Here is a 21,528-nt window from a genome sequence, read left to right as displayed (position 1 = left end):
TTAAGCCTGACGCCACCTTTTCACAACCATTGCAATTTCGCATCAATATAAAACAGCAAAAACAAACAGGCCGCCCAAAGGCGGCCTGTTTTGTATATAAATACCAATTAACGGCTTCTGGCTTCACTGCGCCGGGCAATAAACCAAGCAATAAAGGCTAACAAAGACACCGCAAGGATAATCAATGTTGCTAGAGCATTAATTTTAGGCGATACCCCCATTCGTACCGAGCTAAAGACCACCATAGGTAAAGTCGTCGCCCCCGGACCAGAGGTAAAGCTGGCAATCACCAAATCATCCAGTGATAAACTGAAGGATAACAACCAACCAGCCATTAAGGCCGGCGCAATCATAGGCACAGTGATCAGAAAGAAGGTTTTCAGTGGTGTCGCGCCCAAATCCAACGCAGCTTCCTCAATGGATTTATCCAACTCTCGCAGCCGAGATGACACCACTACAGCCACATAAGCCGCGCAGAAAGTGGAATGGGCAATCCAGATAGTCAACCGGCCCCGCTCTGCTGGCCAGCCAAAACTATCAGCCATATGCACAAATAGGAGTAGCAAAGCTAAACCAATAATCACATCTGGCATCACCAAAGGTGCCGTCACCATGTTAGACAGTGACATCCGCAGCCAAGAACGCTTAAAGCGAGTCATCACAAATGCCGCCATGGTGCCTAATACGACTGCCATTGAGGCGGAGAAAAAGGCAATGGTCAAACTGGTCCACACCGCATTAAGAATTTGCTCATCTTTAAACAGCTCCACATACCACTTAGCAGAGAACCCACCCCATACTGTCACCAGTTTAGAAGCGTTAAATGAGTAAAAAATCAAAATAAACAGCGGTGCATACAGAAATGCCAACCCCAGCCACAGCATCACAGTGGAGTAATCAGGTTTTTTCGCAGGGATCGGCATCAGTTATTCTCCATGGCGCGAGCCTGAGCCCGGTGGAATAAAGTAATGGGGATAATCAATAACAGCAGCATTACCATGGCCAACGCAGAAGCCATCGGCCAATCACGGTTATTGAAAAACTCCTGCCACAGCACTTTACCTATCATCAGCGAATCAGGTCCCCCCAACAGCTCAGGGATCACAAACTCTCCCACCGCCGGGATAAACACCAACATACAGCCTGCAATCACCCCACCCCGAGACAGCGGCCAGGTCACTTGCCAGAATGCCTGCAACTTACGGGCACCGAGATCAGCTGCGGCTTCAAGTAAAGAACCATCCATCTTCGACAATGTGGAATAAAGCGGCAAAATCATAAACGGCAGGTAAGCGTACACAATACCGATATACACAGCGATATTGGTATTGAGGATCTGCAGCGGCTCCTTTATCACCCCAAGATATAAAAGCACATGGTTAATCAAACCTGTATTGGACAGTAGTCCCATCCAGGCATAGATACGGATCAAAAATGAGGTCCAACTGGGCAGCATTACTAACATCAGCAGTAATGGCTGACGGTGCTTCGGTGCTTTGGCAATGGCATAAGCCATGGGGTAGCCAATCATCAAGCACAACACGGTAGAGATAGCCGCCATTTTCAGTGAGCTTAAATAGGCACTGTAATACAGAGGATCATCTGCCAATAGCAAATAATTTCCCAGATTAATAAAGACCTGAAGCACTTCATCGCTATAACTGAAGGTCGGATCATAAGGCGGAATAGCAATAGCCGCCGACGAAAAACTGATCTTCAGTACAATGGCAAATGGCAGGGCAAAAAACAGCACCAGCCATAGGTAAGGGATACCCAACGTCAGGTACCGCCCTTTAAACCAAGGCAGTTTCAACTGCCCTTTGCGCTGTAACCACTGTTTCATTGCCATCATGTTCTCAGCACCACGCCACTGGTGGCCTCCCAGCTGACAAAGACCGCATCATCCCAAGTCGGATGGTCTGCACCGCGCTCACGGTTAGTCATAGAGCTCTGTACAATCTGGCCATTTTCCAGCTTGATGTAATACACAGAGATCCCGCCTAAATAGGCAATATCATGCACTACGCCGCAAGCCCAGTTATATTCCTGCTGTGGCTGAGCACGGCTGATTAAAGTACGCTCCGGCCGCACAGCCAACCACACATGCTTGTCTTCAACATTGGTCGCAATACCATGGCCAATACAGAACGACTGAGGCAGTGTTGGCGACTGGATAATGGCGTGATCAGCTTTATCTTCAACGATTTCACCTTCAAACAGGTTTACCGAGCCGATAAACTCCGCCACCATACGACTGTTAGGCGCCTCATAGATATCCATCGGCGTTCCTGTCTGCACCACCCAGCCTTCACTCATGATGGACATGCGACCAGCCATGGTCATGGCTTCTTCCTGATCATGGGTCACCATCACACAGGTCACACCAACTCGCTCTAAAATTTCCACCACTTCCAGCTGCATCTGGGTACGCAGTTTTTTATCCAGCGCGCCCATCGGCTCATCCAACAACAATAACTTAGGCCGCTTAGCTAAAGAGCGCGCCAAGGCGACCCGCTGACGCTGACCACCGGATAATTGATGCGGCTTACGTTTGGCATACTGCTCCATACGCACCAGCTTCAGCATTTCTGCCACTCGAGCAGTGATTTCCGCTTTTGCCAGCCGGTCCTGTTTCAGCCCGAACGCAATATTCTGCTCAACTGTCATATGGGGGAACAAAGCATAGGACTGGAACATCATATTGATGGGACGCTCATAAGGCGGCAAATCAGTAATGTCTTGGCCATCGAGGAAAATTCGGCCTTCGCTCGGAGTTTCAAACCCCGCCAGCATCCGTAATAGCGTGGTCTTGCCAGACCCTGACCCGCCAAGTAAGGCAAAAATTTCTCCCCGCTCAATGGTCAATGACACTTCATCTACAGCACGCACACCATCAAAAATTTTACTCACCCGCTCAATCTTGAGCAGTACATCCCGGGCGTTTGAGTTGTTGCTGGTCACAGCAGTCGCGCTCATATAAATCTCCAACCCAAAAAACATCAACGCCAGCAGCGCCGGCGTTCAAATCACAATCATGCATACCGGCTGCCTAAGGCCTGCCCTAGGCAGCCGGCTCCGTATTAGCGGCCAGAAATGACCTTAGTCCAGACCCGGGTCATATCCCGTTGCGCCTTCAGTGGACGTACATCATTTAAAAACAGCTTATCCATCACTTCTTTTGGTGGATAAATTTCCGCATTATTACGGATCTCAGGTTCCAACAACTTCTGCGCCGGCAGGTTCGGATTCGCGTAAGCCACATAATCAGAGATCTGGGCAATCACATCCGGACGCAGCAAATAGTTAATAAACTTATGGGCGTTATCCACATTGGCGGCATCAGCTGGAATCGCCAGCATATCAAACCAAAGGTTAGCGCCTTCTTTTGGAATACTGTACTTAATATGCTGACCGTTTTTCGCTTCTTTAGCGCGCTGCGCGGCCTGGAAAATGTCCCCGGAGAAACCGAATGCGACACAGATATCACCGTTAGCCAGATCGGAAATAAAACGGGAAGAGTGGAAATAGCGGATATACGGCCGCACTTTTGACAACAGCTCGCCGGCTTTCTTATAGTCAGCCCGTTTCGTCGAGTTCGGGTTTAATCCCAGATATTGCAAGGCATGGGGGATCATCTCATCAGGGGAGTCAAGGAATGAGATGCCGCATTCAGCCAAGGGCTTGGCATACTTAGGATCGAAAATCAGCGCCATGGAATCCACCGGGGCATTATCCCCTAAAATGGCCTTCACCTTGTCAACATTGTAACCAATGCCTGTGGTTCCCCACAGATAAGGCACGCTGTATTGATTACCTGGATCCACTTTATCAAGCTGTTTCATCAACTTAGGATCCAGATTTTTTAAATTCGGTAACTTGTTTTTATCCAGCTTCTGGAATGCACCAGCCTGGATTTGCTTCGCCATAAAATGGTTAGTTGGTACCACCACATCATAGCCGCTGCGGCCGGACAGCAGTTTAGCCTCTAAGACTTCATTCGAGTCAAACACATCATAAACCACATGGATACCAGTTTCTTTTTCGAAATTTTCCAGTACCTTAGGGGCAATATAATCGGACCAGTTATATACCCTGACCACCTCTTCTGCCCGAGCCAGCGTACTGGTGAGCAGACCTGCGGTAACCAGGGTCAGCAGGACAAACTTGTTAATCAGCTTCAAGGCGTTCTCCTCACAGGAAGCGACCGGCCTGGTAAACGTTCAGCGCCGGTAAAATTATTGGCGGCGTAATGTATCATGCCTTGGGAAAATGTCAGCTGCAACGGGACAAAAATCACAGTAAAAAACCATACTTTTACCCCACTAAGCCATAAAAACCTTATTTCTGTCTGCTTTCTTCCATCCTCAGGGACTAACTGACGCTTCAAATCTTGCCACACTCGCCCCTCTGCAAGCATTCCCCCGCCAAACAGTAACGCCTAAGCTAGTACCATTTATCAATTATCTCGCGGATAACAGCTCACAGCGCAGGGACTGCCATGCTGGGTTAATAAAGTCGAAACCTCAATATAGAGACATCAGAGCAAAGCCATCAGCCGATACAGGCTAGGACAATAAAGCTCAGCTAAGACCAACAAGTTGTCGCAAAGTTCAACCAGTAGCATCCTGCACCCAAGTTCAAGGTAATAACACTAAGTGTTTATATATAAATAGTTTATTAAAAACAGACAGTAAGCCCCTAATGAAGATTCCGTCATCCCTGCGCAATACTGACGCAGTGTTTGTTAACTGGATCATGCAGCCTGCTGCAACGCTGTGATAATCTGATAACTTGTTATGGGGTCGCGCTAAGCGCCAGTGACGCGCCATAGTGACGCATCAAGCCGTTGACATGGTGAGGCGATATCACATTTGCGATAACCGATTGCTGACGGTGCTCTGGCTAATATGCCCATAAAGCTGTCACCAAACATATAAACCTACAGATGCTGATGATAGGACTCTTTTCTAGGAGAGATTATGGTAGAAAATGCACTGAAACTACTGTTCCTACTGGTAGGGGTAGTTATTATTTACAAACTGATTTTCGCAGCTAAATCGGGCCGCACACTACTGGAAATGAAATTTCGCGATGGCAAGCTCATCAGTCACAGTGGCAAAATTCAGGAGAAATTTGAGCGGGATATTCGCACCCTCGCCAAAAAAGAGAAGCTCACCTGCACCCTGAGGGCAGAAAGAAAAGGTCATGTTCGTCTGCATATCAGTGCCAATAGCGGAGATCACCTCAGTCAGCGGATCCGCAATCTGTTCCCTTTTGAGTATTATGAGAAAAAACAGATAGAATCAGGCAAAATTTCCAGTTAATACAGTAGCGATGTTTGAGCACAACATACTGACACCGCAGAAAGATAGAGCATGATGTCTAAGGCGGAATCACACGGTTAAAGGGTTAAGGCATAAGTAGTAAAGCTCAGCGCTATGGTAACTTGCGTATCACAAGTGTCACTTCGGCAACCGTCAGACCGAATTTGTTGATATCACTGCGATTAAGCAAGGTATTATTATCAATCAGAAACATCCAATCATCGAAACTGACCCGATAATGGCTGGAGCCCAGTGGCAACATCATGTCGTACTGCCAATGCAGCGCACTGCCAAGGGCTTGTCCCTGCGCAATACCAAGAATATCTGCCGCCCTGCCCTGATATCGCCCCGGACCTGACGTCTTGATATACCAAATACGCTTTTGAGTTTCACCATCGTCATAAAGAAAGTCTTCATCCAGCGTCAACTGGCCATTATGCCAACTGGCCTGCATGTCCACCGTAAAGCGGCGCAATACTTTTCCGCGAAAATCCTGCACCATGCCTTCGGCCTTAAGCTTGCCATCAAAAAACTGCTCCAGACGTAATTCCGGACCTGTCCCCCGATAATCCTCAATTGCGGCACTACACCCCACCAGCAGTAACAGGCATAACATGCTGATTAATTTTTTCATATGACCTCCCTGCCATAATTAACCTTTGCACTCCTAAAGCTAGAATTTGAATATTCAAGCTCATTTCAGCGCCCCATCAATGCCTGACGTAAACGAGGTTCACGGCTTTCCGGTGCCAACCAAATTGCCACAAAAGCAGCGGCAAACTCCGGTGTATTCAATTTCTGTAACAGCTGGCCATTATAAAAAAACGCGCCAACATCAGTATTCATGGCCACAAAAGTTAACCTGTCACCCTCACGTACATCCGGCCACAATCCCTGTAACTGCTGCTGCCAGATAGCAATATTTTTATCGGCAAAACCAAGTTGCTGCCATTGCTCAACTGTAGCGCGAACAAGATCATTAGCCTTAATCGCTCGCTGATACTGCAGTGATAATGCCAGCGGATAACGCCCGGGCATATACTGGCCATCCGGGGTTAATAGCCGGGCCTGATACAAGGTCCACCATAGCCACTGCATCGTCCCATGGCCCACTTGCTGCCATTGCGACCATTGAGCGATACCCGCTTTAGCTTGGGCTGACACTGTTATAGCGAATTGTTGAGATCGATTATTTTGAGGATCTGGTAAGGCTTGAACAGTAGAAACGTTGAATCCAATCCACAAGATTATAAATATAACCAGCAGCTTGGGAGTCATGATTGCCCCGCACCATCTTGCTGGCGGTGTTTGTGTTGCGGTTTATACTGAGATGAATTTGCCTGAATCTGGTGAAAATCATACCGCCCATCAGCCCCATCCAAATGAACATCATATCGGGATAACGCCGCGATGCGCACACCAGCTGGCAATAAGAGCGCCCAACACAAGGCCAAAGCGATAACACTAAAACCCGCCCCTAAAGGCAGTATCACCGCGCCCAGTGTTGCCCCGGCGAGATAACTACCACTGCCAAAGATTGCCCCGAGCAGCATATGACTCCAAAGCGGCCAACGCTGTAAAAACTGTAAACTGGCATTAAAGGTGAGACTAAAATGCATCCACAACGCTAATAACCACCAGGGTAGATCGGTAAAACGCAATACATCCAGCCAGATAAGGCAAAAATCTACGGCGGCCCCCATCAAGGTGACACCCAATAACAATTTAACATCAGCCCGGCGTTGCGGTGACAACAAAAAATGAACAACCAAGAGTGATACACCAAACCAAAGCGCACTATTCCCCCACAATACCAGCGTCCACCAGGCCAGCTGAAACATAATGGCATTGAGCAGAACAAAACTGCGGTCGCTAACCGTCATTGCGCGATTGCCTGTGATTGTCGATAACCAGGTTTAACGGCCACCAAGTGTACAGTGCTGGTTGTGCCTGCCAAAAAGCCCCCTTCACAGTAACTGAGGTAAAAGCGCCACATCCGGATAAACTCATCGCTATACCCCAACTGTCGCACTTGAGGGAGCATTGCAATAAATCTGTCATGCCAACATTTTAATGTGCGGGCATAATCCAGCCCCAGATCCTTAACAGACCAAATGCCCATATCTGTTTGTGCCGTCAATAGTTGGCTCATGCGGCTGATAGAGGGGAGACAACCGCCAGGGAAAATATACTTCTGGATAAAATCCACCCCCCGGCGATATTGATCATAGCGTTGATCAGCAATGGTAATCGCCTGCAACAACAGACGACCATCAGTTTTTAATAGCGTGTTAAGCTGACGGAAAAAGCCGGGCAAGTACTCATGCCCCACAGCTTCAATCATTTCAATCGAGACAATCCGATCATATTGCCCCCGCAGCAAACGGTAGTCCTGTTTTAGCAGCGTAATTTTATCTGTCAGCCCAGCGGCAGCAATACGTTCACTGGCATACTGATACTGAGCATCTGAGATCGTTGTGGTAGTAACATGAACGCCATAATGACTGGCGGCATAAATGGCCAGCGCCCCCCAACCTGTGCCAATCTCCAGTAGGGTCTGGCCAGGCTGTAAATCAAGCTGCTCACATACGGCGTGCATTTTTTGCTGCTGCGCCTGAGCCAAATCGTCGGCGCCTAATTGGTGATAAGCGTTATTATTGCCAGCAAAAACCGCACTGGAATACAGCATGTCTCGGTCGAGAAATAGTTGGTAAAACTCATTACCTAAATCGTAATGGGCCAAAATATTACGCTTCGCACCTTGGCTGGAGTTACGTCTAAGGCGGTGGCTAATCACATCCGCAATTGACGTCAACCAGCCTAACTTACGCTCGATACCGTCAAGCAAAGATAAATTAGCTGCGAACACTTGTACCACAGAGGATAAATCGTCACTGTCCCACAACCCATCGATATAGGCTTCGGCCGCTCCAATCGATCCGCCCACTAATATTTTGCTGTAAAAAGCAGTATCGTGCACAATCACGCGGGCTTTCAGGGGAGCATCTACATCACCAAACACCTGATACACTTCACCTTCTTGCAAGGTCAGCTGGCCAAACTTCAACTGCGTTAATGCAGTCAATAAAGTGCGCCGTGCCAGTCGGTGCCAACGGTTGCCGTTATCAGGCAAAGCGGTGACAGTGCTCTCCATAATCAAACTCCTTGTTATTGTGGCTTTGCTATCCCAAACGCGGTCAAATCCAATGTGTGCAGCCCTTTTACTAATCATCACATCAAGGTCAATGAATAATGGCTACGGCAGTGAAATGACAATACCCTTAACAGAGAAATACGGATCAAGGCTGCTGCGATATTTCAGCGCAATTTTCTATTTACTGACTCCGATTCGCGTCACGGTATGCGGGCTTATATCATTGAGACGAACGCCCCGGATGGGAAATGAAAGGAATGCCTTTAAGCCATAGCCTAACTGCCTGCCAATAGATCCCCAGCACAATATTGACCGTCATCAAAGGAAATCGGCGCAGCAACATGCGAACCCCTACGCGATCAAATGGCCGATAAGCCAAGTTCACCTCAGCCTGAAACACAGCTTTAGGCTCCTGCTCAAGCGCTGCTAAATGTGGCGGCGCGCAACTAGCCGCTGCCGTTTCAGCTGTAGCACGACCATCCCTTGCTTGAATGCCTAGCTCAACGTTGTTAGCATCGGTACGCCTGTTATCACTTCTGCCACCAGCAGAATCCGAGCACTTAGGGTAATTGGCAATACCGATACGTAATTGCGCTCCCGGCGCGGCAACTTGCCAGAGATAACGCATGTTGAGATCCATAAATGGCGATACATGAAAACGCTTATCCTGCAGCATCTCAGTATCCTGTAGTGGGACTAAATAATAATGACGTTCATTCCAGGGGGTATTGCTCACCTCAGCCAATAGATATACCGGCTGGCAGTGGGTGATATCCTCATGTCTCTCCCCATTGGCGCCCGCTGAATTGGCATAACAGAAAAAGAAATTCACAGGACTGAAATAAATGCCGAAATGGCGTACCTGCCCAGCAAAACATACCCGCTCACACCGCTGGCTACCGCCCAACTGCCTGACTTTATCCAACACCCGTCGCTTTAATGCTTTGATATCATCCCCATCGGTTGCCTGTAATCGGTTAATATCAGAGGAAGCACTATGAAGTAAGTCAGTCTTTACTTTTCGTGGATACTCGTCTGTAAGCGCATGTGTGTCGACTCGAGATGATTGGTTAGTACATAAATTTTTATTCCGGACAACCACCGCAAGATAATCTGCTGCGCAAAACTGCATCGGTGCCCAATGGCGGCAAGAAAAGCCCCAAGAAACGTTTTCCAACCCAGACACTTCATCCAGATCGAGTAGCATCATGGCCAAAGGATAACTGAAACTATGCTTTTTAGGTCGGCGGCGAAGATGATGTACGCTACCGGTATAAATGCCACAGCGAGGAGGCACATCCGCAACCTTCATGCCGCCGTTTTCCCATCATGTTTTGATGCTTGCTGGGGCTCAGACAGATTCTCCTCCCCACTGAGCTGGCCCTGAGATGTCAGCTCACAAACGCGCCCTTCAGCATCCAGCTCCAGATTAAATTTGCGACACACCTCAAGCGCGCTTTTGACGCCATCTTCATGAAAACCGTTATGCCAATAAGCACCCGCAAAATAAGTATGTTGCTGACCGCAAATTTCATTTCGGCGCAACTGGGCAATCTGACTTGCTCGAGTAAATACCGGATGGGCATAGGTAAAGCACCTTAATATTGCATCTGGTTTAATTGCATCAGTCTGATTCAAAGTGACACAGAAAGTCGGAGCCTGTGCAGGCAATCGCTGCAGAATATTCATATTGTAAGTCACACAGGCGAGACGGCTGCTATCACCGTCAAGACGATAATTCCAGCTGGCCCAAGCCGCCCGGCGCTGTGGCAGCATGCCGCGGTCAGTATGCAACACAACCTCATTATCCTGATAAGTCATGGCGCCTAAAATACTGCGTTCATGGTCACTGGCATCGGTCAGCATTTCTAATGCTTGATCACTGTGACAAGCCAGTACCACATCATCAAACTTTTCAACACCAAATCGACTTCGCACCTCAACACCATCTTGCAAGCGGCGGATCCCCAGTACTTGAGTATTTAAGCGGATCTGCTCTTTAAAGGGGGCTATCAGCCCTGGAATATAGCTGCGCGAGCCACCATTAAGCACATACCATTGGGGGCGGTTAGTGATATTCAATAAGCCATGGTGGTGGAAAAAACGGATAAAAAACGCCAACGGGAATGCCTGCATATCATCTAAACTGGCAGACCATATCGCTGCCCCCATAGGCAAAATATAGTGCTCAGCAAAAAAGCGAGAAAAACCGGCATCATGCAAGAACTGGCCTAAGGTGTAATCGGCATCCATGACAACACCGTGTTCACGCTCATCTTGATACAACCCATTCGCCTTATGGTTAAATCGAACTATCTCAGCTAAAAAACGCCAAAATGCGGGACGCAGCCAATTGCGTTTTTGCGCAAACAGACTAAAAAAACCATGGCCGTTGTATTCCAGTCCAGAATTAAGATTCTGCACGCTGAAACTCATCTGAGTTGGCATCGGGGTGATATCAATGCCTTTCATCAGGTTCAGAAAATTGGGATAGGTTCGATCATTGAAAACAATAAATCCGGTGTCAATGGCCCATTGCCGGCCATTGAGTTCAATATCCACCGTTGCGGTATGGCCGCCAATATAATCATTAGCTTCAAATACTGTCACCCGGTGATGCTTACTGAGCAAATGGGCACAAGTCAGCCCGGCAATACCGCTACCAATAATGGCTATATGCTTCATTGGGTCACATCCTTGTTATTTTTCACCTGCCGACCTGCATGGCCTGAGGTATTGACCAATGCCCTTCCCGCCAAATAACGCCATAAACCTGCGGGTAACAATGCCAGGAGTTTTAAGGCGAAAGTAAAGCGGCGGGGAAAATGAATTTCAGCCTGTCGAGCAGCTAACCCCGCCTGAATATAAGCGGATGCCTGCTCCACACTCAGACACATGGGCATGGGAAAATCATTTTTTGCCGTTAATGCTGTAGCGACAAAACCTGGACAAATAAGACTTACGGATATAGCCGCTGTATCTGCTTTCGCCCCAAAGCTCACCGCCAAGGTACGCGCCAAATAATTTAGCCCAGCTTTTGATGCTCCATAGGCCTCGGCCCTAGGTAATGGCAGGTAAGCAGCACTGGAACTCATCAACGCCAGTTGTCCTTGAGGACTGATCAACGGCAAAAACGCATTGAGACAATAACCTGTGGCAATCAGATTGGTGCGGATCACCCGCTCGAACAACTTGTCATCAAATGCCAGTGGATCATCAATGTATTCACAATCCCCTGCATTAAGAATAATCATATCCAAAGGCTGCTTCTGTAACAGATTGGCAAGTCGCCGACCGGCACTTTGTACGCCCTCTCGCACCGTAATATCAAATACCAACGGCTCAATACCGGTTATCGCCATCAGACGGGCAGAACTGCGACCACAACCATAAACTGTCCAGCCATCGGCAAGATAATCTTTTGCTAACTGCGCCCCGATACCCGAACTGGCGCCGGTGATAAGTACCCTTTTACTTATATTTGTTGCTTCATTCATATTGCCATACGCCGCTTTAATGTCCTTATTGCCCCGCCAAGTAGGGGAACATGCTCATATAACAAAGCACCGACATCAAAATAATCCCTGTGTGCCGTTATCTGCCATTTGCTTGGCTCATCCGCGAACTCATTACCGTTATGGCCTAACCAACTCATTCCCGGCACAGTAATCAATTTTCCTGAATTCAAGCGCTTGTGAGCAAATTGCATATGCCATTGCAAGCAAATTTGCTCACCTTGATAAATGACTTGGTGAATATCAAATGCCAAGTGAATAACGTTGACATACATGCCTTGTAGGTACTGCAGCAAAGCATTACGCGATTCGATGGTGTGTAACGGGTCGGTAAAAACCACCTTAGCATGGTAAACCTGTTGCAACAGGGCTAGATCGCTCTGCTGCAGGTACTCATGATCCATCACCTGGTAGAGCTGAATAAAACGCTCGGCCAGCATACTCGCACCATCAATATCGGCGGTATCAGCACGGTATCCAGTCCAATTCACTTCAGTATCGTCCTTAACATGGCTGGCTTTGGCACCATTAGCCTGACCATGCCCCGCCATAGACGTAGGCTGAGAGGCTAATGGCGCGTAGCGTCGTATCAGCCTGGCAAAGTCCATTTCTGGGCTCACCTCGTTGACATCAAACGGTCGCGTAGAATGGCAATGTTCAGCCCGACCACTCTCTGTGCAACTGTCATGATTTTTGGGCGCTGTCATCATTTACCCTCCCTATCCGATATGGCTGTTACTGAGTTAGTGAGTGACCTCATAAATGAGTTAGCCTGATACGTAAAGCCATCTGCTTTACACCCAACCCCATCGACGCAACTAAGCCGATTTAACCTGTTTCATTACTGAATACGCCGTCAATGCCCGTTGTCTGGCGTGCTGATGATCAACTATCGGCCGCGGATATGACATGCCAGTTTCTTTATTGTCGGTATCCAGCGCTTTATGTATCTCACCGCTAAATAAATCGGCTTGCTGACTTTGATGTACATTGGCATGGTGCAATGCCTTATTGGTGCACTGTTCCAACTGCGGCAAATAGTTACGGATAAAATGCCCATCAGGATCAAATTTTTCACTCTGACTCATAGGGTTAAAGATTCGAAAATAGGGTTGGGCATCACAGCCGGTACCTGCAGCCCATTGCCAGCCACCATTATTGGCAGCTAAATCACCATCAATTAACTGCCGGCGAAAGTAAGCCTCTCCCCAACGCCAATCAATCAACAAATGCTTGGTGAGAAAACTGGCCACCACCATACGTAAGCGGTTGTGCATCCACCCCGTACGGTAAAGTTGCGTCATTGCAGCATCAACAATGGGGTAACCCGTCTCTGCTCGACACCAGCGTTTGAAATCATCCACATTGTTACGCCAGCGGATACCATTCGCTTTCGGGTTAAAGTTTTGCCCCCGACTCAAGCGAGGAAATGCCACCAGCAAATGACGGTAAAACTCTCGCCAACATAGCTCGGTAACCCAAGAGTAACCGGCACTGGATGGCTCAATTAAGGCATCAGGACTGACAGCAAGCGTCGCAGCCAAACATTGAGCTGGGCTCAACATACCAATAGCCAAATAGGGGGAAATTTGCGCCGTGCCATGGTAAGCAGGAAAGTCTCGGTTATGGGCATAATGGCTTAACTTATCCATTAAAAAACGCTCAAGCTGGTGCCGTGCGGCCGATTCACCCACGGCCCAATGGCTGCTATCACCTTTATCACCGGGTAATTGCAAAGGAGAAGACAACGCCAATGGCGCAGCAACTGGTGCTGGCAGCCCCAATAACGGTAACCGACCACCTAACGAGTATGGCGTCATGACCTGCTGAACCTGCCGGCGCCAGGCCCGGGAAAAGGGCGTAAATACCCGATACATCTGACCGCTTTGATTAAGCACTGTACCCGGAGCTAACACACAATGCCCCTGAGACAAATGTATACTCATACCTTGTTGTGTCAGCATCTGTTTGACCGCAGCGTCCCGTTGACACTCATTCCACTCTGGGTCCAACTGTCCGAACACCACAGCAATTTGTTGCTGGCGACAAAAGTCAGTCAGTAATGCCGGCACAGCGGCAAAATCATCGCACTGCAACAAAGTAAGACGAATACCTAAAGTCGCTAATTGCGCCGCCAACCCATTGAGTTGCCGCTCAATCAAATCCAGCTGAATCGGTGCAACATCATGTATTTGCCATTGTCGAGGGGTAGCGATATACAGGGCGGATACGCAGCCATTGTGCTTGCGGGCATAATCACAAGCCAAGTGCAGCGCAGGGTTATCATGTAAACGTAAATCTTGCCGCAGCCAAAGCAAGGCATTAGGCCGCGCATGGCAACCGCCGGTATCCATACTTTCAGAGCTCACCTGCTCATTATCCATAGTGCCGGTCCCTTTCACTATTTAATAACCGTATCTTAGGCGCAGTGCTTGAGGGTGAGGATTAAGGTAAACCTGCTCTTCAATATAGGGAGTCGGGTATTCACGCAAATAGTGATTGATCAGCGTAATTGGCACCAAGAGAGGTTGCAGGCCTTCTCGATAAGCCAAAATGGCTTCAGTCAGCTCAGCCTTTTGGGACTTGGAAAGCACCTTTTTAAAATACCCCTGAATATGCTGCAAGGTACTGGTGTGGTTACGCCGACTGGCATGGCATTTCAGTGCTGCCATAAAGCGGGCAAAATATTGCTGCGCCTGTTGTTCAAATGCAATAGCGTCATCACTGCCCATATCCGCCACATAGGGACCCAGTTCTCGATATATAGTTTGGCTATGAGCCATCAGCAGATATTTGTATCTGGCATGAAAAGTCACGACTTTATGCTTGTTCAGCCCGCTGGCCCGGAGTTTTTGCCAATCATGGTAGGCATACACCCGGGTAAAAAAATTCTCTCGGATCACCATATCATGCAGGCGGCCGGATTCTTCCACCGGCAACTCCGGATAATGGGCCATGAGTTCTCGGGCAAAAGCGCCTATACCGGATTTAGTGGCATTGTTGGTACCAGGTTTATATTCCAAAACCCGCTCCATGCCACATGTCGGGGATTTAGCACACAGTAAATAGCCGCTGAGATGGCCTAATTGCGGCAATGTCTGACGATTAAACTGCTGCATTTGCTCAGTCACATCAATACTGGCATCGGCACTTTGCAATCGCAGCATATCTTCATGTTTAACCAGGCGAATACTTTTTCGAGGCGCCCCCATGCCAATGGCCATTTCCGGGCAAATAGGTTGAAAATCAAAGAAGGGTTTTAACTCTTTACTGCAGTACACTGAGCGTTTATGGCCACCGTCAAATCTAACTTCCTGACCAAGTAAACAAGCACTAATACCAAGTTGAATGCGTTGCGGGTCAAAACTGTACATATTATCTCTCCCTGTATATGTACCCAATACGGTTTAATCCTGTACAGGGATCAGCAGGAAGTACAGCCATTTTTCATCAAAAAAACCAAATTTTTCCCAAGTCAATATGCCGATACCTATCCAGCCCGACGATTAAGCAGAACGTCACCCGGGATCAGCTCAATTAGCTAACGGCAAGAGGCTGCAGCAAGCCCTAAGCAGCGCCTGAGTTAGCCGGTGATAAAAAACTGCCTTTAATGCCCATCGAAACGTCACAAAATCATTATAAATGGGTCATTACCTCACGCTAGGTTGGGACAAAGTTGCAGGTAAATAATCGCTTATGGGTCACTCTGTCCAATTCCCTGGTTGTTATTGTGGATTTTAACTCGGAAAAATCGGTATTTTTATAAAAAAAATGGCACTAAAATTGCGTTTTCATCATCTTTATCGCTATTACCGCAGTATTTTCTTCTACCAGGCAACCTTTATGCTTTTCAATTCTCACCGCTTTACCCAGTTCCATCGACTCTTGGGTGATATTAGCGGCGCTTTTGCCGATCTCGGCACCTTCCTGCCCCTCGCGCTGGGTCTTATTGCGCTAAACCAATTTTCAGCACCGGGGATTTTCCTCAGCTTTGGCCTGTTCGCTCTACTAACTGCCATTGTTTATCGTCGGCCAGTCGCTACCCAGCCAATGAAAGTCATTACCGCCTTGGTGATCAGCATAGGGCTAAGCCCAGGCATGATGCAGGCAAGTGCCATGATTATGGGGCTGATTATGTTGATCTTAGCCTTCAGTGGTACTATTCAGTGGCTGGCTCGTCAGGTAAGCCAAGCTGTCAGCGTCGGTATCCAACTGGCTATCGGGTTGAAATTGATCTGGTTAGGCTACGGTATGATGGACAATACCCTGTGGCTTGGGCTGTCTGCGCTACTGCTGCTATTTGTCAGTCGCTGGCTACCACTAAAATACCTGATGGTACCTTCTGTGCTCGCACTGGGGATGATTTGGCAAGCTTATACTGGTGGTGCAGTAGGGATTGATACCTCTCTGGCCCAAAGCGGTTTTCACTTAAGCTGGCCTGCGCCAAGTGACTGGTTACATGCAACCGGTACCCTAGTGCTACCCCAATTAGCCATGACACTGACCAACGCCATTATTGCCGCTTCACTACTGGCCAAAGAAACCTTCCCGGAGGATGCAGCTCGCTTTTCTCCCAAACGGTTTGCCATTACCTCAGGGCTGGCAAATCTGCTGCTGGCACCATTAGGGTCAGCAGCAATGTGCCATGGCGCAGGCGGCATGGCGGTACAAACTCACTTTGGCGCCAGAACCTGGCGAACCCCAGCATTATTCGGCACCAGTTGCCTATTAATCGCGCTGTGCTGGGGCCACACCGTCAGCCAATGGCTGGAAATGATCCCTATGGCGGTACTGGGCAGTCTGCTGGCAACAGCGGGAGCACAACTGGCATGGTCAAAACGTCTGCTTGATGGCCGCCCATACTGTATCTTTGTCATTCTAGCTACCGCTTTGGTCAGCATCAGTGTCAATGTTGCCGTGGGTCTGGTGGTTGGTATTGTGCTGGAATACGGCCGGAAAGCCGCTATACAGCTGCGGCCAGCCAGTTAATGGACCATTTTTAGTGATAAGGCTATGCGGTTCCAGGCATTAATAGTGACCGCTTGCATAATCACTTCCGCAATGCCCTTTTCTCCCAAACAGGAAAGGGCATTTTGATAAACCTCATCGGTCACCCCTTCTACTGAAATCAATGTAATTTCATCGGTTAATGCCAGAACGGCCCGTTCAATATCAGTGAACAATGGTGATTCCTGCCAAGCGGCCAGCGCAAATAGCCGCTGCTGATCCTCTCCTTGCTCTAATGCCTGAGTCGTATGCATTTGGATGCAATAGGCACATTTATTGATCATAGATGCCCGGACTTTTATTAACTCTTTCATGCCAGCAGTCAAGGTTGTCCCTGCCAAATAGGTCTCTAGCCCCATCATAGCCTGAATTGCTTTTCCCTGTACTGTGGCAATATTGATACGTTTACTCATAAGTTGGATCCTCATAGTTTCACGGTCCGGTCATCCCAGGCCTTTGATGTTTTCATTGTGAAACAATCCCAGCCGGGTGAGAATCCAATCTGCATGCTTAACAACTTTGCATAAATTGCAAAAATAAACCCTAAATGAGGGAGAATTCATTCATGCTTGAGTTAATTCGTATTCTGCTGCAGGTACTGGCCAGTGGCAGCTTTTCTAAAGCCGGTATTGTGCTGCATATGGCGCCTTCTTCCGTTGCCCGCAGTATTGATAACCTGGAACATCAGCTCGGGGTGACATTATTACACCGCAGCACCCGACAACTGCGCTTAACGGAAGAAGGCGAACATTTTGTCGAACAAGCCAGTTTACTGCTGGAAGATGCGGATAATCTGGTGGCAGCGCTACGACAAAATAGCCGGGAAATCAGTGGAACTTTACGGATTTCCGTATTTGAAAGCTTCGGCTCCCAAATCATCAGCCCAATGCTGGCGCCTTTTCTGCAGCGCTATCCCAATGCCAATATTGAAATTAATCTGGATAACCGTATGGTGGATCTCACCCGGGAAAAAATTGATCTGGCAATCCGCATAGGCCGGCCAGCAGACAGTGGTTTGCGCGCAAGACATCTTATGCCTAATCGCACACAGCTCTATGCCGCGCCGGATTACCTTACCCACTATGGAATGCCGCAGACACCAGAAGAGGTTAGCCAACATAACTGTCTGTTATTAAGCCAAGACCGCCAGCGTAATTACTGGCATTTCAGCCGTGGACGAACCCATCACCGCATTCCAGTACAGGGAAATCTCAGCTCCAAAGGCGGCACACCACTTCTGCGGGCAGCTGAACATGGGGCAGGTCTGCTGCTACTTTCCAGCTGGATGACGCAAGACTTGGTCAAAGCCGGTAAATTGGTAATCTGTCTGCCAGAATGGCAGGTGTCACAATATGAAGATGGCAGTGGCGAAATTTACGCCGTTTATCCGGGAGGGAAATACCCCAAGCCGCTACTCAGGGCATTTATTGACTTTATGGTCGAGCAGCTGAAAGCCGCACACTAATCTGCTGCCTCCATCAGCTACATTGTGTCAGCGCCAGATGACTATCCGCAGCCATCTGGCATGCCCGTTCACTATCAGAAGCCACTTTACAACGGGCCATCATTGCTGGATAAACAGGTGCCAGATTACCTAAAACTTTCTGGTTATGGGCAACCACGTCATAGCAATGCTCAACGGACACAGAATTTAGCCCCCGGCTGGCACTGATGGCCATACCTAACAAAACAAGCACCAGCGCTAAACTGAAAAATGCCCGCAACGCCATAAAAATTATCCTTATAAATTAAAGTGTAAACTTTAAGGATAGCCCATGACATGCATTTTGCGAGTGGTCAGGTACCGACCAAATTGCTGGCATTGTTTAGTGTCTATTAAGACTGGGATAATCGTTCCATTGCTTGCACAATTATCTCTGCATTTACCCCGTGTTAAGTAGATGGCATCCGCTCAGCAGGGGGCTAACTGCTCTACCAACAACTGCACCGATTGATTTCCCCTAAACTCGTTAACATCCAGCTTATACACCAACTGAACCTGCTTCACTGACGCATCAGGCCATTGATTGAGATCCACATTAAAGGCGATCGCATCCAACATCACCCGGCCACAGGGAGACTCCACCACCATTTTCAGGTGTTTTTCTCCCACAATCCGCTGCTGAATAAGGTTAAAACAGCCATCAAATACCGGCTCTTCAAAACCCTGTCCCCAAGGCCCGCCTTCCCGCAACATCTGGGCAATTTCCAGGGTCATCTGCTCCGGCAACAGCTCACCATCACTGAATATTTCCCCCTGCAATTGCTCAGGCTCTAATAATTCGTGTACCGCAGAATCAAATGCCGCGGCAAATTCACTATAACGCTGCGCGGCAATAGTCAGTCCCGCAGCCATGGCATGGCCACCAAATTTCACTATCATGCTGGGATAACGACTGTTGATAAGCTCCAGCGTATCACGCATATGCAGCCCTTTTATGGAGCGGGCAGAGCCTTTAATCATGCCATCTCCGGCATCCGCAAAGGCAATCACAGGCCGGTGATACCTGTCTTTAATGCGCGAAGCCAAAATCCCAATCACCCCTTGATGCCAATCTTGCTGAAACAGCGCAATCCCCCAAGGTAAACTGGCTTCATCTAATGCCACCGCCGATAAGTGCTTCAGGGCTTCTTGCTGCATACCGTTTTCCAGCTCCCGCCGCTCGGCATTGAGGCCATCAAGTTCAGCCGCCATACGCCGCGCTTGATAGATATCCTCACACAAGAGGGTTTCTACCCCCAGAGCCATTTCATCCAGCCGTCCGGCCGCGTTAAGTCTCGGGCCCACAGCAAAACCAAAATCAGCAGCAACCATCCGCTCAGGCGAGCGGCGAGCAACTTCCAGCAATGCGGTGATCCCCACGCGGCAGCGGCCAGCCCGAACCCGTTTCAGCCCTGCTGAAACCATAATGCGGTTATTGCTATCCAGTGCCACTACATCAGCCACGGTGCCCAATGCCACAATATCCAGTAGCTCCGCTAAATTAGGTAACACCAACTGCTGTTTAGAAAACCAATCCCGCTGGCGCAATTCAGCCCGCAGCGCCGACATAAGATAAAATGCTACCCCAACCCCGGCTATGGACTTACTGGCGAAGTGACACCCGGGCTGATTAGGGTTGACGATTGCATCAGCTTTAGGCAACTCTTGCCCAGGTAAATGGTGATCGGTTACCACAACCTTCATGCCAGCGGCTTGGGCAGCGGCAACCCCGTCGATAGATGAAATGCCATTATCCACGGTGATTAAAACATCGGCGCCGCGACTGGCCGCAACGGCAACGATTTCCGGGCTCAAACCATAGCCATAGTCAAACCGGTTAGGGATCAGATAATCCACCTTGCCAGCGCCCATCATTCGTAAGGCCAACAAGCAAACTGAAGTACTGGTTGCGCCATCGGCATCAAAATCCCCCACGATCAGCAAGGACTGCTCTGCGGCCATCGCATCAGCAATAATGACCGCAGCCTGAGTCAGCCCTGCCATAGCATCAGGCCGCAATAACGCGGAGAGCTCCAGATGGCATTCTTCAGGGGAAACCCCACGTCGGGCATAGAGTTGGCGTAATAGCGGCGGCAGCGCCGCAGAAAGGTGACTGTCATCCACATGAGGACGGCGGACAATATGTTGGATCAAAACAGCTCAAACCCTTTAAGCAGAAATAGATGGCGTCAAGATAACAAAAAGGTGAGCTGCTAGCTCACCTTTTTTGCCGATTGGTCATATCGTCCAGCGTGTTATTCGCCGCGGGATTCAAGGGTTCGCAACAAATCGGCCGGTGGCTGATAACCAGGTACTAAACTGCCATCTTCCAGTACAATTGCCGGTGTGCCAGAAACCCCGATAGTGCCACCAAGCTTATACTGCTCAGCAATCTTGGCATCACACTTAACCAGCGGCACACTTTTCCCATTTTGGGCATCATTCATCGCCTGCAGTGGATTTTTTGCACACCAGATTGAGCGCATATCATCAGCATTAGCCGATGGCACTCCCTGGCGCGGGAATGCCAGATAACGCACAGTAATGCCTAAATCATTATATTGGTCCATCTGGTTATGCAGCTTACGGCAATAACCACAGGACACATCAGTAAAGATTGTCACCACATGTTTTTGATTTTTCGCTTTATAAACGATCATGTCTTTTTCAAAAGGCTTGATCATCTCTTTGCGTGGACCGGCCAATGCCGCTTCAGTCAGGTTGGTCATTCCCTGGTCCATATCATAGATATTACCGTGAAACAGCTTTGAGCCATCTTTGCTGACATAAATCACCCCACGGTCAGTAATGGCCTGATACAGCCCATCAAGTGGCGCCTTTTGCACTTCAACCACTTCAAGCCCGAGGTTATCACTGAGCTTTTGTTTAATGGCCGCGGCATTGGGAAGCTCTGCAGCCTTCACCAACATAGGGCTGAGCATCAAAGCGGCAGTTAATGAAATCGCACGGGTAAATGTCATGTATTGTCCTTTCTCTGTCAGGGTCGTTATATAAGACCCACATGGGGCAGAAAAGTTACAGGCA

The 21,528-nt window shown here is 48.7% G+C and carries 21 protein-coding genes; 3 read left to right on the top strand and 18 right to left on the bottom strand.

The window, feature by feature from the left end:
• Nucleotides 1-107 precede the first annotated feature (107 nt).
• The 4 genes from NFHSH190041_RS05175 to NFHSH190041_RS05160 all read right to left on the bottom strand — a co-directional run bounded on the left by NFHSH190041_RS05175 (nt 108) and on the right by NFHSH190041_RS05160 (nt 4,181).
• On the bottom strand, nt 108-923 hold the full coding sequence (locus tag NFHSH190041_RS05175; protein ID WP_261924226.1) for an ABC transporter permease subunit: 816 nt from the start codon (nt 921-923) through the stop codon (nt 108-110).
• Nucleotides 923-1,843 (bottom strand): ABC transporter permease subunit, encoded by a 921-nt coding sequence (locus NFHSH190041_RS05170; RefSeq protein WP_261925045.1) that lies wholly within the window; start codon nt 1,841-1,843, stop codon nt 923-925. The genes NFHSH190041_RS05175 and NFHSH190041_RS05170 overlap by 1 nt, the downstream gene beginning before the upstream one ends.
• Before the next feature lie 5 nt (nt 1,844-1,848).
• Nucleotides 1,849-2,976, bottom strand: a complete 1,128-nt coding sequence (gene potA, locus NFHSH190041_RS05165; RefSeq protein ID WP_261924225.1) for a polyamine ABC transporter ATP-binding protein — start codon at nt 2,974-2,976, stop codon at nt 1,849-1,851.
• A gap of 104 nt (nt 2,977-3,080) precedes the next feature.
• Entirely contained in the window at nt 3,081-4,181 is a 1,101-nt protein-coding gene (locus NFHSH190041_RS05160; protein WP_315972970.1) for a polyamine ABC transporter substrate-binding protein, read from the bottom strand.
• 798 nt (nt 4,182-4,979) lie between these two features.
• On the opposite strand from NFHSH190041_RS05160, the gene NFHSH190041_RS05155 reads away from it, so the two are divergent.
• Complete coding sequence (locus NFHSH190041_RS05155; RefSeq protein ID WP_261924224.1) at nt 4,980-5,324, top strand: DUF3634 family protein; 345 nt, start codon at nt 4,980-4,982, stop codon at nt 5,322-5,324.
• A gap of 112 nt (nt 5,325-5,436) precedes the next feature.
• On the opposite strand, the gene NFHSH190041_RS05150 is transcribed toward NFHSH190041_RS05155, so the two are convergent.
• The 10 genes from NFHSH190041_RS05150 to NFHSH190041_RS05105 form a co-directional block, all read right to left on the bottom strand.
• The gene (locus NFHSH190041_RS05150) at nt 5,437-5,958 is read right to left on the bottom strand and encodes a DUF3833 domain-containing protein (RefSeq protein ID WP_261924223.1); all 522 of its coding nucleotides are present in this window, start codon (nt 5,956-5,958) and stop codon (nt 5,437-5,439) included.
• 65 nt (nt 5,959-6,023) lie between these two features.
• Nucleotides 6,024-6,488: a chalcone isomerase family protein gene (locus NFHSH190041_RS05145; RefSeq protein WP_261924222.1), complete on the bottom strand. Its 465-nt coding sequence runs from the start codon at nt 6,486-6,488 to the stop codon at nt 6,024-6,026.
• A 110-nt stretch (nt 6,489-6,598) separates the two neighbouring features.
• A complete protein-coding gene (locus NFHSH190041_RS05140) occupies nt 6,599-7,207 on the bottom strand; it encodes a DUF2878 domain-containing protein (RefSeq protein WP_261924221.1) in 609 nt (202 codons plus the stop codon).
• Complete coding sequence (locus NFHSH190041_RS05135; protein ID WP_261924220.1) at nt 7,204-8,478, bottom strand: SAM-dependent methyltransferase; 1,275 nt, start codon at nt 8,476-8,478, stop codon at nt 7,204-7,206. The genes NFHSH190041_RS05140 and NFHSH190041_RS05135 overlap by 4 nt, the downstream gene beginning before the upstream one ends.
• A gap of 220 nt (nt 8,479-8,698) precedes the next feature.
• Nucleotides 8,699-9,790, bottom strand: a complete 1,092-nt coding sequence (locus NFHSH190041_RS05130) for a DUF1365 domain-containing protein (RefSeq protein ID WP_261924219.1) — start codon at nt 9,788-9,790, stop codon at nt 8,699-8,701.
• Entirely contained in the window at nt 9,787-11,163 is a 1,377-nt protein-coding gene (locus tag NFHSH190041_RS05125) for an NAD(P)/FAD-dependent oxidoreductase (protein ID WP_261924218.1), read from the bottom strand. The genes NFHSH190041_RS05130 and NFHSH190041_RS05125 overlap by 4 nt, the downstream gene beginning before the upstream one ends.
• The gene (locus tag NFHSH190041_RS05120) at nt 11,160-11,975 is read right to left on the bottom strand and encodes an SDR family NAD(P)-dependent oxidoreductase (RefSeq protein ID WP_261924217.1); all 816 of its coding nucleotides are present in this window, start codon (nt 11,973-11,975) and stop codon (nt 11,160-11,162) included. Before NFHSH190041_RS05120 ends, NFHSH190041_RS05125 begins: the two co-directional genes overlap by 4 nt.
• The gene (locus tag NFHSH190041_RS05115; protein WP_261924216.1) at nt 11,972-12,703 is read right to left on the bottom strand and encodes a nuclear transport factor 2 family protein; all 732 of its coding nucleotides are present in this window, start codon (nt 12,701-12,703) and stop codon (nt 11,972-11,974) included. The genes NFHSH190041_RS05120 and NFHSH190041_RS05115 overlap by 4 nt, the downstream gene beginning before the upstream one ends.
• A 108-nt stretch (nt 12,704-12,811) precedes the next feature.
• On the bottom strand, nt 12,812-14,377 hold the full coding sequence (gene phrB / locus NFHSH190041_RS05110; RefSeq protein ID WP_261924215.1) for a deoxyribodipyrimidine photo-lyase: 1,566 nt from the start codon (nt 14,375-14,377) through the stop codon (nt 12,812-12,814).
• 21 nt (nt 14,378-14,398) lie between these two features.
• Nucleotides 14,399-15,367 carry a YbgA family protein gene (locus NFHSH190041_RS05105; RefSeq protein WP_261924214.1) on the bottom strand — a complete coding sequence of 323 codons (969 nt, stop codon included), beginning with the start codon at nt 15,365-15,367 and terminating at the stop codon, nt 14,399-14,401.
• A 469-nt stretch (nt 15,368-15,836) separates the two neighbouring features.
• Here NFHSH190041_RS05105 and NFHSH190041_RS05100 point away from each other — a divergent pair, with 469 nt between their 5' ends.
• Nucleotides 15,837-16,982: a putative sulfate/molybdate transporter gene (locus NFHSH190041_RS05100; protein ID WP_261925043.1), complete on the top strand. Its 1,146-nt coding sequence runs from the start codon at nt 15,837-15,839 to the stop codon at nt 16,980-16,982.
• Here NFHSH190041_RS05100 and NFHSH190041_RS05095 read toward each other — a convergent pair.
• On the bottom strand, nt 16,979-17,413 hold the full coding sequence (locus tag NFHSH190041_RS05095) for a carboxymuconolactone decarboxylase family protein (RefSeq protein ID WP_261924213.1): 435 nt from the start codon (nt 17,411-17,413) through the stop codon (nt 16,979-16,981). The two genes, NFHSH190041_RS05100 and NFHSH190041_RS05095, sit on opposite strands and share 4 nt — an antisense overlap.
• Nucleotides 17,414-17,565: 152 nt before the next feature.
• On the opposite strand from NFHSH190041_RS05095, the gene NFHSH190041_RS05090 reads away from it, so the two are divergent.
• Nucleotides 17,566-18,465, top strand: a complete 900-nt coding sequence (locus NFHSH190041_RS05090) for a LysR family transcriptional regulator (protein WP_261924212.1) — start codon at nt 17,566-17,568, stop codon at nt 18,463-18,465.
• 13 nt (nt 18,466-18,478) lie between these two features.
• On the opposite strand, the gene NFHSH190041_RS05085 is transcribed toward NFHSH190041_RS05090, so the two are convergent.
• The 3 genes from NFHSH190041_RS05085 to dsbC all read right to left on the bottom strand — a co-directional run bounded on the left by NFHSH190041_RS05085 (nt 18,479) and on the right by dsbC (nt 21,464).
• Nucleotides 18,479-18,730, bottom strand: coding sequence for a hypothetical protein (locus NFHSH190041_RS05085; RefSeq protein ID WP_261924211.1), 252 nt, complete (start codon nt 18,728-18,730; stop codon nt 18,479-18,481).
• Between the two features lie 182 nt (nt 18,731-18,912).
• Entirely contained in the window at nt 18,913-20,637 is a 1,725-nt protein-coding gene (gene recJ / locus NFHSH190041_RS05080; protein WP_261924210.1) for a single-stranded-DNA-specific exonuclease RecJ, read from the bottom strand.
• Nucleotides 20,638-20,738: 101 nt separating this feature from the next.
• Nucleotides 20,739-21,464: a bifunctional protein-disulfide isomerase/oxidoreductase DsbC gene (dsbC, locus tag NFHSH190041_RS05075; protein ID WP_261924209.1), complete on the bottom strand. Its 726-nt coding sequence runs from the start codon at nt 21,462-21,464 to the stop codon at nt 20,739-20,741.
• Nucleotides 21,465-21,528 lie beyond the last annotated feature (64 nt).

This window comes from Shewanella sp. NFH-SH190041, assembly GCF_024363255.1.
Taxonomy (GTDB): Bacteria; Pseudomonadota; Gammaproteobacteria; order Enterobacterales; family Shewanellaceae; genus Shewanella.
This window is presented reverse-complemented; position numbering and strand designations above follow the sequence as displayed.

Excerpts from the sequence above, each read along its gene's own strand:
- NFHSH190041_RS05175 (WP_261924226.1), bottom strand. The coding sequence starts at position 923 with ATGCCGATCCCTGCGAAAAAACCTGATTACTCCACTGTGATGCTGTGG.
- NFHSH190041_RS05170 (WP_261925045.1), bottom strand. The coding sequence starts at position 1,843 with ATGAAACAGTGGTTACAGCGCAAAGGGCAGTTGAAACTGCCTTGGTTT.
- potA (WP_261924225.1), bottom strand. The coding sequence starts at position 2,976 with ATGAGCGCGACTGCTGTGACCAGCAACAACTCAAACGCCCGGGATGTA.
- NFHSH190041_RS05155 (WP_261924224.1), top strand. The coding sequence starts at position 4,980 with ATGGTAGAAAATGCACTGAAACTACTGTTCCTACTGGTAGGGGTAGTT.
- NFHSH190041_RS05150 (WP_261924223.1), bottom strand. The coding sequence starts at position 5,958 with ATGAAAAAATTAATCAGCATGTTATGCCTGTTACTGCTGGTGGGGTGT.
- NFHSH190041_RS05140 (WP_261924221.1), bottom strand. The coding sequence starts at position 7,207 with ATGACGGTTAGCGACCGCAGTTTTGTTCTGCTCAATGCCATTATGTTT.
- NFHSH190041_RS05135 (WP_261924220.1), bottom strand. The coding sequence starts at position 8,478 with ATGGAGAGCACTGTCACCGCTTTGCCTGATAACGGCAACCGTTGGCAC.
- NFHSH190041_RS05130 (WP_261924219.1), bottom strand. The coding sequence starts at position 9,790 with ATGAAGGTTGCGGATGTGCCTCCTCGCTGTGGCATTTATACCGGTAGC.
- NFHSH190041_RS05125 (WP_261924218.1), bottom strand. The coding sequence starts at position 11,163 with ATGAAGCATATAGCCATTATTGGTAGCGGTATTGCCGGGCTGACTTGT.
- NFHSH190041_RS05120 (WP_261924217.1), bottom strand. The coding sequence starts at position 11,975 with ATGAATGAAGCAACAAATATAAGTAAAAGGGTACTTATCACCGGCGCC.
- NFHSH190041_RS05115 (WP_261924216.1), bottom strand. The coding sequence starts at position 12,703 with ATGATGACAGCGCCCAAAAATCATGACAGTTGCACAGAGAGTGGTCGG.
- phrB (WP_261924215.1), bottom strand. The coding sequence starts at position 14,377 with ATGGATAATGAGCAGGTGAGCTCTGAAAGTATGGATACCGGCGGTTGC.
- NFHSH190041_RS05105 (WP_261924214.1), bottom strand. The coding sequence starts at position 15,367 with ATGTACAGTTTTGACCCGCAACGCATTCAACTTGGTATTAGTGCTTGT.
- NFHSH190041_RS05100 (WP_261925043.1), top strand. The coding sequence starts at position 15,837 with ATGCTTTTCAATTCTCACCGCTTTACCCAGTTCCATCGACTCTTGGGT.
- NFHSH190041_RS05095 (WP_261924213.1), bottom strand. The coding sequence starts at position 17,413 with ATGAGTAAACGTATCAATATTGCCACAGTACAGGGAAAAGCAATTCAG.
- NFHSH190041_RS05090 (WP_261924212.1), top strand. The coding sequence starts at position 17,566 with ATGCTTGAGTTAATTCGTATTCTGCTGCAGGTACTGGCCAGTGGCAGC.
- NFHSH190041_RS05085 (WP_261924211.1), bottom strand. The coding sequence starts at position 18,730 with ATGGCGTTGCGGGCATTTTTCAGTTTAGCGCTGGTGCTTGTTTTGTTA.
- dsbC (WP_261924209.1), bottom strand. The coding sequence starts at position 21,464 with ATGACATTTACCCGTGCGATTTCATTAACTGCCGCTTTGATGCTCAGC.